Here is a 10384-nt window from a genome sequence, read left to right as displayed (position 1 = left end):
GGGGAATGTACTAAATGGGTATTCAGCCAAATGTTTGACCATAGGTGTTTTGTAATTGTGTGGGGACCTGGTACCCAAAAAGCTGCCGCAAGACGACCAAATGACATGGTCGTCTCGCAACAGCTAAAAGTATTTTCTCTATATCAATCAAAGACCGATTGCAGTTTGGTTTCGAAGCGCTAGAAGATCTTTCAACGATTCTACTTGTTCGTTAGGTAACGCCATCATCGGCAGACGAACGCCACCAACCGGTACGCCCATCAAATTCAACGTAGCTTTCGTTGGAGAAGGGTTCGGTGCAGCAAACATCGCTTGCATGATTGGCAATAGGCCACGGTAGATGGTCGCGGCTTGCTTTGTATTGCCAGTTTTGAAGTGGCGCACCATTTCCGCCATTTCATTTCCTATAATATGAGCAGAAACCGACACGATGCCTGTTCCACCAATAGCTAGTACAGGAAGTGTAGACGCGTCATCACCTGTGTAGACAAAGAAGTCATCTCCAGTATGTTCGATAATCGCAGCTACGGCTTCTAGGTCACCACTCGCTTCTTTGACAGAAGTAATATTCGATACGTTGTTAGCCAGTCGGATGATCGTTTCCGGCAACATGTTCACAGCGCTACGTCCCGGGATATTGTACAGCATGATCGGTAATGTAGTCGTTTGTGCAACCGTCTTGAAGTGCTGGTACAACCCTTCTTGACAAGGCTTATTATAGTATGGGACGACGAGCATGATTCCGTCGACGCCAGCTTCTTCCGCTTGAATCGTCAAGTCAATGGATTCTCTTGTACTGTTCGTTCCTGTACCTGCAATAACCGGCGCACGGCCTGCAACTGTTTGCACGGTAAATTTGAATAGATCCACTTTTTCTTGTGCGGTTAGAGTAGGGGATTCACCTGTTGTACCTGCGACAACTAGTGCGTCTGTTCCATTGGCTAGTAAGTGATTGATTAAGGTTTTTGTTGCTGGGTAATCGATGTCTCCTCTTTCATCAAACGGAGTTACCATCGCTGTCATAATTGATCCGAAATTCATTATTCTCCACATCCTATCATTTTATTAAAAAACATAGAGGTGGGGGCGATATAATTGAACGCAAAAAGCAACAACGAGGGCTCGCTGTTGCGTTGAAATAATGAATTATTTCTTTGCACGAGATAGCCCACCATACAGTTTCCCATATGACAATCCTGCACTTGTTCAGTCCAGAATCAGCTTGGAGGTCATGAGAGTCTCGCCGCTTCGGCAAATTCCCCTTTCCACAATCTTCACAGGACCTCATGATCCTCTGATTGCGTACTAATGGTTTTTGCGCCTCTATCCTTATTTCCGAATTATCGAAATAAGTGAAAGTTTAATTATCCCTACTGTACTTGGTATCTGAAGAAATAGCAACCATAAGTTTTCTAGATGAATGTTTTGTCTATCAATGACACATCGTGCAACAATGCGTCAACAAGTGTACTGAAGTCGCCTCATTCCTTCGACAATTCATCGCCCAGTATTGTGTTAGCCTCCAAAAAGTGCTATCTTATCAGTATAATAGCCTAAGAGTAAACTGGGCTTTTCTTGCTTGATTTATGCATTACATATGTTTTCTGAAAAGGGGAATTCGATGAGTACTATACATGAGTCCGCGAATAACAGGCCGGAAGAGTTACAGCGTATACTAGATAAAGAATTATTACAGTTGGAGAAAATTACGATTGATGATTTCGAAGTAGATCCTATCGAGAAGCCTGTCACGCAAGAAGATTTAAAGCAATTTCAGCAATTTACATCGACGAGTTTTCGCTCTCTAGAAGAATTGTTTGAGAGCAATCAAGCCGTTTTGCCCGTAGACGAGGCCATAACGCGTTTGCAAGATGAAGCACGGGAAGACCGTGTTCAAATGGCTAAACGTGCAGTGCAAATCTATAGTTTATTTGAAGACGTACGTCAAACGGTTGATCATGAATCGGTCGATTTGATCGCACAATTGGATGCAGTTATGGATCAAGCGCATCTGTTACTTGAAGAAATCGGCATAACAGAGCTGCCGGTGTACGATGAGTATTTCGATGAAAGCTATATGGAAGCGGTAGGCACTATACCCGAAGAAGAAGCGCAAGGGATTGAGCGTTTTAAAGTGGCGGCTGTATTCCGCAGAGCCTTTTCAATAGAAGGTCAAGTCATTCAAGATGCACTAGTGAAAACGGTTTCGTAAAAGGGGGAACGTGTATGACGAGCATAACAATTGATCAATGGGTGAGTCACTACGTACGCCCGTTTAGTAGGTGGAGGTGATTCAATGAGTTCATTCACAAACGTTCCTATGCTGATTCAACAAATGCAACAAGAAATACGACAGAAACGTTACACACTAGCGCTTGATACGATACGTGAACTGGAAAAGCTAAATGTGAGCCGCAAGCAGATTCTGTGGCATAAAGCATTGCTTGAGAGCAAGGTCGGAAATTTGCATGTGGCATTGGCCTACTTGAAGGAACTAGATAGCGAGGAGCTACATGCCGTCAAGTTACAACAAACGATTACCGACAATTGGGATACGTATACGCAGATCATCGCTAAATATAACGATGCAATATCGGAAATTCAGCTAGGATTTGGCGAAAAAGCATTACATATCATAGATGACGCGATGCAACTAGCAGGAAAACTACCCATCCCAATTGAATTATATCGTATGAAAACGATCTTGTTGGCACGTTATGAAAGTGGCACATTATCTCGCTATACGGCGGGGTTACCTTTGTATGCGCTTGATGATCCGACAATTAAACGTGTCGTGGCGGCAGAACCTCCGCGTCCAGATATCCCACGACCGGTTCCAAAGCCTAAGCGAAAGCGCAAGCTGAAAAAAGAGGCGGTAGTATTCCTTGCTAGTGTTGCGACCGTCCTGTTGGTATTCGTTGTCTGGTTACTAGCCAATCTCCTAGCACAGCCTGAAACCGCAACGGAGTCGCCAACTACAGCAGCGGTGAAAAAGCCTGTTATTACGGAGACTGTGCCGAAGAAAGACGAGCCGGTTAAAGAGGTAGTCGCAAAACCTGAAGAGGAAGCCACGCTAGAATTCGTTTCAAATGAAGCGGCAAAAACGTATTATAATGAAGGCTATAGACAATTTTTAAAAGAAGACTTCCCAGCAGCTGTTGCATATTTAGAATATGCTGTGCGTACGGAAGAAAGTGATTACTTCACGGATGATGCCTCGTACTTCCTAGCTTCAAGTTACTTGCGCGAGCAGAAATATGAAGATGTAGTGGAGATCGCGAAAGCTTTCCGACAAGAACAAGATGTAAATTATCTGGAATCACCTTATCGAGAGGGCATCCGTCTTCAAGAAAGCCGCGCTTTGTGGCAGCTTGGCAAGGAAACTCAAGCTGTGTCGATTCTAGATGAATTGATTCATAAGTCGAATGAAGATTGGGTGACTTATGAAGCGAGGGCTATGAAGAAGTTGGTAGTGGAAGGTGAGAGTGGAGAGGAAGAAGAGGCGGCTAGCTGAGTTGGCTTGAGATCGGGCGGTTGTGTGTGAGTACCGCGCTAAAGTTGGGGTGGACCGCGCTATTGCGTGTCCTCACCGCGCTAAAGTTAGGGCGGACCGCGCCATTGTGTGTCTACACCGCGCCATTGTGTGCCCGCACCGCGCTGAAGTTGGGGTGGACCGCGCCATTGTGCGTCCATACCGCGCTAAAGTCAGGGCGGACCGTGCCATTGTGCGTCCACACCGCGCCGAAGTCAGGGCGGACCGCGCTGTTATGCGTCCATACCGCGCTAAAGTCAGGGCGGACCGCGCCATTGTGCGTCCACACCGCGCCGAAGTCAGGGTAGACCGCGCCATTGTGCATCCACACCGCGCTATTCCCACGCCAAACCGCGCCAATCCACCCAAACCACAAAAAAACAGGAGCAATTCACGAAGTCAACTAACTTCGCGGATTGCTCCTTCTGTTATTCCAGTGATTGAATCAACTCAATATTATGTTTCTCCCACTCGGTCATCTTTCCATCGAAGGATGGGTTCGGTTCGTACCAGGACTGTGAGCCAAAGTAGTTTTGCAGTTCTTTTGATTTGAATACATAGCCATGCCGTGCATAGATTTCATTGCGGGCTAAACGCAATTCTTCTTTTGACAATCCTTTGAGATCAGATGTGTCGAGGAACACGTCACCGCTATACGAGATGATGAACTGGTCGTTTGAATCGCCAGCTGGAACTTCTTTAATTACTTCTTTGACAATAACGGTTTCGACAGGTTCGTCCTTCACGACGTCGTTTTGTACAACTGGCAAATCATTGTCAGTTTCCACGTTGGTTTCGATGGCCAATTCTTTGATGGAATCAAAAGTGAGGTGAACCGATTGCTTCGCGCCGAATACGTTTGCTTGAATTTCTTCACGTACGCTTTCGTCCTGTAAAGTTGTAGTCATTTTGATAGGGTAAATCCCTGCCATATACGGGCCGAATTCCGCTTGTTCATTACTTTTTTTGATATAGCCTATCTCAGTATCGTGGATCGATAGTACGGTTTCCTCCCCGATGGATTTCACTTTGAGAATATAGCCCGCCGGATTGATCGTATAGTGGGGGAAGAGGCCGAATCGCTTTCCTGTTACATGCGTAGAGAACATGCCTTCGTCGGTCTTTTCTTTTAAATTGGTTTCTATTACTTGAACGATAGAAGGATTTTTCTCAACCAATGTAAGCAATGCTTGAATACTTTCTGCGTTAATCGAGATACGACTATCTTTCGGCACAATCAATTCATGCAATGCGTCTTGATCTTGCTCAATCAGCGCTGAAATGAAGTGCTCTGTTGTTGCCTTTCGACCGTATTTTGTTTCCATAGCGTAATAGCTTGTAATCGCGGCTAGCACAATAACTAGTAATACAAGCGGATACAATGGGGTTTTCAGTAACGACCGTTTTTTATTCAAATTGCGTGATACGAGAAACGCTTTGCAGTTTGTGCAGTACTCTTGCTGTTTTCTATTCAGTTCATTACATATCGGACATTTTTTCATGTGAATTCTCCTACTTCATGCTATGGTTCTATCTTTTGAATGCGAGTATAGATACCAATGTAGTGAAGATTATACTATGATTGACGGGATTATTCTAGATGTAAGGAAGTCTGTTGCATAAAGGAAGTAAGGCGCGGAATATGCGGGGAAGAGGATGTTTCAAAACTCGTCATGTAAAGTAGTCCTATCTAACGTATAGGATGTATGAAGATGGTAAATGGTGAGTTATAATGGTTTAAAAGATTCCCATATTGCTAAAGTGTGACAGGGAAGAAAAGAGGCGCAAATGAAAGGACAGCATCGTATATTTTTAATGGTATGTATTGGGTTGTTGGCGGTACTTGGATTTCAAGGGATCGTCAGTGCAGAAGCCGTTTCACATGAGTTATTGGTAGAGTATGAAGAAACTCGCCAGGCATTTTCGGTAGACGGAAACTTACCAGGTGTGGAAAGTCGTGAAAAAATCACAGACGAAGTGGAGTTATGGAGTTTTACAGATTCAGCTGAGATGTTATTCATGAAGGAACAACTTCTTGAAGATCCAAACGTCTTGCATGTTGAAACGAATCATGCGCGTTATTCGCATGTCCTATTCAACGATCCTATTCTTGTAAAGCAGTGGTGGATTCCACAAATGAAGCCGCAGTTGTTGTGGTCTAGGGTGCAAGAGCAAAAGAAAAAGACTGTCGTAGCCGTCATTGATTCTGGCATTGATCTGTATCATGAAGACTTACAGGGGCGAATTCAGCCAGGCGGTTATAATTTTTACGCTGATAATTCGAATGTTCAGGACGTCAACGGTCATGGAACGGCTGTCGCGGGAGTCATTGCCTCTAGGGCTGGGAATAATCTAGGGGGAGTGGGAATTGCGGGAGGATATGACATCAAAGTATTGCCGTTAAAAATCTCGCACCTGGACGGTCTTAGTAAAGTGTCGGATAGTATCAAGGCGATTGATTACGCCATCCTAAAGCAAGTCGATGTGATCAACATGAGTTACGGGGGTAGCCAATTTTCCCAATTGGAGGAAAGAGCGATTCAACGTGCAGTGGAATCGGGTATCACGGTCGTTGCGTCTGCAGGAAACGATGCAACAAAGGGAAATTCCATCATGTTTCCCGCGTCTTATCCATCTGTCATTTCAGTTGGGGCAACGGAAAGAGATAATCAGCGCGCTTCTTTTTCAAACTATAACTCTCACGTTAGCTTAGTTGCGCCAGGCGTGGCAATCAATACAACATCAATCAATAATAGCTATATATCAGTCAGTGGAACCTCTTTTTCAGGACCTATGGTAGCAGGCGCAGCGTCTTTAGTGAAGTCTTTGAAGCCGGAAGCAACGCCTACTGAGATTAGTAGGCTACTTGAAATGACAGCGACTGACTTAGGAGCGCCAGGTAAAGATATTCATTTCGGTGCGGGATTAGTCAATATAGAACGACTTAGCAACGCACTGCCTGCTATCACTACACCTACTCCACCAAATGAATTTACCGGTGATTTTCCAGAGTTGAAAGTACTACCGAATAAAGTATTCACAATCAAATTCACGAGTGAATTGTCACTTGGAAAAGAGTATGCTCCACATATTTTTATTACCCGTAAGCCAAACAGTGCAGAACGTATCGAAAGTTTTACAGCGAGAGTGGATCCTATGAATAGTAAGCAATTATTCATTACACCAACTACAGAATGGCAGCCAGGTGTTCATTATTTACGTGTGGATCGAGGGCTACAGAATAAAAATGGGATTGCAATGAAGAAGTCCTTTGCTGTGAAGTTTACCGTATATCCTGACTAATCACATACAATCGAAAAAGGCTATTGCGATCAGTCATGGAGACTCCCGCAATAGCCTTTTGTGTACTTTACTTCGTTACTTTAGAAAACATTTCATCCGAACTAATATCTAAGATCATATCGTCCACTTCAGGTTTCGTCTTGATCATTTCCATTTCATGTAGCCAGTCCCGTACTTCTTCCCAAGAAGTTTCATCCAGCGTGCCAAAAGCTTCACCGTGTGTATCCATCTTAGGCAATAGAATTTGTAAGCTTTCTGTTTCGATTGCTTTGTCTAACGGGAAGTTTGCTTGATCTTGGTTGTTCAGCAAGAGGTCGAGTGCTTCTTCAGGCTGTTCTACCATAAATTCATAGCCTTTTTGTGCTGCTCGCCAGACAGCCTGGATCGCGTCTTGTTCTTTATCCCAAGTATCATCACTCGTCAATAACACGATTTCACTATAATTCGGCACGCCATAGTCTACCGGATTAAAGTAGCGTGTTTTGAATCCTTTTGAGTCCATGACAGGCACTTCGTGGTTAATAAATGTTCCTGTCACGGCATCGACGCGTTTTGAAACGAGTGAGGATTCCAGTTCAAATCCGACGTCGATCATATGTACTTTGTCGTAATCGCCACCGTCATTCGACACCATCGTTTTAATCAACGATTCGTTCAGTGGAATCCCGGGATAGCCGATTGTTTTCCCTTCAAGGTCTTTAGGTGATTGAATCGAGCTTTCTTCCAGCATGACGGTGTAATTAAGCGGCTCACGCACGATGGAGGCAATCGCTTTAACCGGAATATCTTCATTTGCTTGCGCTAAAATGACATCGGGTTGGTAATACAGTCCAAGTGTCACTTTTCCCGCTGCAGTCAAGTTCATTGGATCGGTCGGATTGGCAGGAAATTGAATGTCTACTTCCACGTTTTCTTCATTAAAATAACCTTTTTCCTGCGCTACATATAGATAACTATGTACGGCATTCGGATACCAGTCGAGCATGATGCTAACTTTTTTCATTTCATTGCTAGGTGTTTCTTCTTGTTTAGCAGGGGGTGTATCTTTCGTACATCCAGCTAGCAATAACAGAAGAAACATGATGCTAAGGAACAGACGTTTTTTCATTGATGATTCCTCCAGTGTAAAAAGTGTTTTTCCAATATGACGACGAATAGAAAGAAGATAATACCTACTGCAGAAAGCAAGACGATCGGTGCGAATACAGCGGCACTGTCAAATTGCGTCATCATTCTTCTGCTGAAATACCCGAGTCCTGCCTGAGCGCCTAGCCATTCTCCAATAGCTGCACCGATTACGCTAAGTGTAACCGCCACTTTGAGCCCGGAGAAGAATGATGGCAAAGCGGAAGGTAGGTCTAGTTTATAGAAGATATCTTTTGAAGATGCGCCCATTGTCCGCATTAATTCATGCAAGTTTTTATCCGAAGAGCGTAAGCCGTCGAAAACGCTGACGGTTATCGGGAAAAATGTGATCAGGACAGTGACCGCGACCTTACTCCAAATGCTGTAGCCGAACCACAAGACAAAAATCGGTGCGAGCGCAATGACAGGAATCGTTTGCGAAGCGATGAGAATAGGGTAAAACGCTTGCTCAATGGGCTTCTTGCTATACATCGCAATCGCCAATGTGGATCCGATGATGATTGAAATCGATAAGCCGATCAAAATAGTTAAAGCAGTCGGAGGTAAGTGGTGGATAAACAGCTCCGTTTTCAGCTCCCATAATCTGATCAGAATCGCTGAAGGGGACGGGAAGAGGAAGCTTTTGTCGTAAAGACGTGCTGCGATTTCCCATACGCCAAGTACGATCGCGACGAAAAGTATAGACCAACTATACGAAGTCATCTTCTTCATAGCCGCGCCTCCGAACGAAGGTCGCCGATGAGTTGCTCTTTCAGTTCCATCAGTTCCGGTCGTGCCAAGTCCCGCATCGTGCGTGGTCGGCTGAGAGGCACGATGACTTCGCGAATCGTCTGCACCGGTTTTTCAGCGAGTACAAAGATGCGATCGGATAGAAATAACGCTTCGTCGATATCATGTGTGATGAAGACGATGGTTTTATCGAGTTTCTGCCATTGATCGATTAGCCACTCTTGCATCGTCAGCCGCGTGATTGCGTCCAGTGCGCTGAATGGCTCGTCCAATAATAAAATATTTGAGCCGGTCAGGATCGTTCGTAAGAAGGACACACGTTGTCGCATCCCGCCTGATAAGTTTCCAGGGTAGGCGTTTTCTTCTCCCGCCAGTCCGAAGTCAGCGAGTAGTTGGATGATTTCATCGGAAGAAGGTTTGCGTCCTTGAAGCTCTACTGGTAATTGAACATTTTCTAGAATCGTTCGCCACGGCATGAGTAAGTCTTGCTGCGGCATATAGCCGACCTTGCCTAACCGCCCCATTGTCACTTCTCCGTTCAATGAAATCTTCCCACTGTCAGGATTCTCAAGGCCAGTGACGAGACGGAATAACGTGCTTTTACCATACCCGCTTGGTCCAATGATGCTAACGAACTCGCCTTCTTTAACGTGCCAGTCAACTTGATCGAAAATAACAGTTGGTTTCGAAGCTTTCGTTGCTTGATAATGAAAAGAGACATTCGTAAACTCTAAAACTTTATTCGTCATATTCTTACCACTTCTCATTTCTTCAAATAATTCACACAAAAAACCACTTCTCTGTGCGAAGCGGTTGCATAGTACGGCCCAAATCCGTCATATGTCCACTTCCCTCCGCTAGCATTATCTAGTGCAGGTTCAAGGGTTAAGGCGAACGCCTTTCTCAGCTAAAGCACCCCTAGTGTTTATCCAACTCTTATCGTTACATAGTCTAGTAAAGTAGTCAACTTCAATTTAGTAACTATTCTAGTAACAATCCGCAAACCTCTTGCATTTAATTGGTCATCTATGTAATATAATGACTAACAGACCAGAATGGTATTCCGGTCATTTTAAAGGGAGTGTCTTCATGGATCGCAGAGAAGAAATCATATTGGCGGCTGAAAAATCATTTTCGATGTTTGGCTATAAAGCGACGACGATGGATCAAGTAGCGAAGATTGCGAATGTAGGAAAAGGTACGATCTATACGTTTTTCTCAAATAAAGAGGAATTATTTCATTCAATTGTGTGGAAAATGGTTGAAGAAATGAAAGATATCTCTGAACGGACAGCGATAGAAGGTGCGACTTTTCAAGAGAATGCCCATGCGCGTATTATGCAGTTGCTGAAATTTCGCGAGACGCATCAGTTATTCATTAAACTGATAGAAGAAGAGAAAGAGTTGCGCACACCTGCTGTAGGAGATGTGTTAACTACTATTGAGAAGGAAATAGTGAATTTCATTGCTGGAAAGATTGATCGCGGTGTCGCAAAAGGTGAATTGAAGCCATGTGATAGCGAGCTGATTGCATATCTTTTATTCAAATCTTATGTAGCGCTAGTTAATGATTGGTCAAAAACGCATGACAAACAGCTGACGGAGAAGCAAATCACAGACGTGTTGAACAATACGATTTTCTCCAGTTTATTAGTGTGACGTGCGAATGACGGA

The 10384-nt window shown here is 44.2% G+C and carries 9 protein-coding genes and 2 riboswitches; of the genes, 4 read left to right on the top strand and 5 right to left on the bottom strand.

Annotated elements, in window-relative coordinates:
- Positions 1-147: 147 nt before the first annotated feature.
- Entirely contained in the window at positions 148-1041 is an 894-nt protein-coding gene (gene dapA, locus CSV67_RS14215; RefSeq protein ID WP_099632261.1) for a 4-hydroxy-tetrahydrodipicolinate synthase, read from the bottom strand.
- Positions 1042-1156: 115 nt separating this feature from the next.
- Positions 1157-1334: riboswitch (Lysine riboswitch) on the bottom strand.
- A 287-nt stretch (positions 1335-1621) separates the two neighbouring features.
- Here dapA and grpE point away from each other — a divergent pair.
- Both grpE and CSV67_RS14205 read left to right on the top strand, forming a co-directional pair.
- The gene (gene grpE, locus CSV67_RS14210) at positions 1622-2212 is read left to right on the top strand and encodes a nucleotide exchange factor GrpE (RefSeq protein ID WP_158232954.1); all 591 of its coding nucleotides are present in this window, start codon (positions 1622-1624) and stop codon (positions 2210-2212) included.
- Between the two features lie 84 nt (positions 2213-2296).
- Positions 2297-3514, top strand: coding sequence for a tetratricopeptide repeat protein (locus CSV67_RS14205; RefSeq protein ID WP_099632259.1), 1218 nt, complete (start codon positions 2297-2299; stop codon positions 3512-3514).
- 446 nt (positions 3515-3960) lie between these two features.
- Here CSV67_RS14205 and CSV67_RS14200 read toward each other — a convergent pair whose 3' ends face one another.
- Complete coding sequence (locus CSV67_RS14200) at positions 3961-5034, bottom strand: YARHG domain-containing protein (RefSeq protein ID WP_099632258.1); 1074 nt, start codon at positions 5032-5034, stop codon at positions 3961-3963.
- A gap of 286 nt (positions 5035-5320) precedes the next feature.
- Here CSV67_RS14200 and CSV67_RS14195 point away from each other — a divergent pair, with 286 nt between their 5' ends.
- Positions 5321-6835, top strand: coding sequence for a S8 family peptidase (locus CSV67_RS14195; RefSeq protein ID WP_099632257.1), 1515 nt, complete (start codon positions 5321-5323; stop codon positions 6833-6835).
- Positions 6836-6902: 67 nt separating this feature from the next.
- Here CSV67_RS14195 and CSV67_RS14190 read toward each other — a convergent pair whose 3' ends face one another.
- Genes CSV67_RS14190 through CSV67_RS14180 form a run of 3 tightly spaced genes read right to left on the bottom strand, consistent with a single transcriptional unit; the run spans position 6903 to position 9459 of the window.
- Positions 6903-7943, bottom strand: a complete 1041-nt coding sequence (locus CSV67_RS14190; RefSeq protein ID WP_099632256.1) for an ABC transporter substrate-binding protein — start codon at positions 7941-7943, stop codon at positions 6903-6905.
- Positions 7940-8692, bottom strand: coding sequence for an ABC transporter permease (locus CSV67_RS14185; RefSeq protein ID WP_199173190.1), 753 nt, complete (start codon positions 8690-8692; stop codon positions 7940-7942). The genes CSV67_RS14190 and CSV67_RS14185 overlap by 4 nt, the downstream gene beginning before the upstream one ends.
- The gene (locus CSV67_RS14180; protein ID WP_099632255.1) at positions 8689-9459 is read right to left on the bottom strand and encodes an ABC transporter ATP-binding protein; all 771 of its coding nucleotides are present in this window, start codon (positions 9457-9459) and stop codon (positions 8689-8691) included. Before CSV67_RS14180 ends, CSV67_RS14185 begins: the two co-directional genes overlap by 4 nt.
- Before the next feature lie 83 nt (positions 9460-9542).
- Positions 9543-9640, bottom strand: a riboswitch (TPP riboswitch).
- A gap of 159 nt (positions 9641-9799) precedes the next feature.
- On the opposite strand from CSV67_RS14180, the gene CSV67_RS14175 reads away from it, so the two are divergent.
- Positions 9800-10369, top strand: coding sequence for a TetR/AcrR family transcriptional regulator (locus CSV67_RS14175; protein ID WP_099632254.1), 570 nt, complete (start codon positions 9800-9802; stop codon positions 10367-10369).
- The last annotated feature ends 15 nt before the right edge of the window (positions 10370-10384 follow it).

The organism is Sporosarcina sp. P2 (assembly GCF_002743255.1).
GTDB lineage: Bacteria > Bacillota > Bacilli > Bacillales_A > Planococcaceae > Sporosarcina.
This window is presented reverse-complemented; position numbering and strand designations above follow the sequence as displayed.

Coding starts and splice junctions, on each gene's coding strand:
- dapA (WP_099632261.1), bottom strand. CDS start 1,041: ATGAATTTCGGATCAATTATGACAGCGATGGTAACTCCGTTTGATGAA.
- grpE (WP_158232954.1), top strand. CDS start 1,622: ATGAGTACTATACATGAGTCCGCGAATAACAGGCCGGAAGAGTTACAG.
- CSV67_RS14205 (WP_099632259.1), top strand. CDS start 2,297: ATGAGTTCATTCACAAACGTTCCTATGCTGATTCAACAAATGCAACAA.
- CSV67_RS14200 (WP_099632258.1), bottom strand. CDS start 5,034: ATGAAAAAATGTCCGATATGTAATGAACTGAATAGAAAACAGCAAGAG.
- CSV67_RS14195 (WP_099632257.1), top strand. CDS start 5,321: ATGAAAGGACAGCATCGTATATTTTTAATGGTATGTATTGGGTTGTTG.
- CSV67_RS14190 (WP_099632256.1), bottom strand. CDS start 7,943: ATGAAAAAACGTCTGTTCCTTAGCATCATGTTTCTTCTGTTATTGCTA.
- CSV67_RS14185 (WP_199173190.1), bottom strand. CDS start 8,692: ATGAAGAAGATGACTTCGTATAGTTGGTCTATACTTTTCGTCGCGATC.
- CSV67_RS14180 (WP_099632255.1), bottom strand. CDS start 9,459: ATGACGAATAAAGTTTTAGAGTTTACGAATGTCTCTTTTCATTATCAA.
- CSV67_RS14175 (WP_099632254.1), top strand. CDS start 9,800: ATGGATCGCAGAGAAGAAATCATATTGGCGGCTGAAAAATCATTTTCG.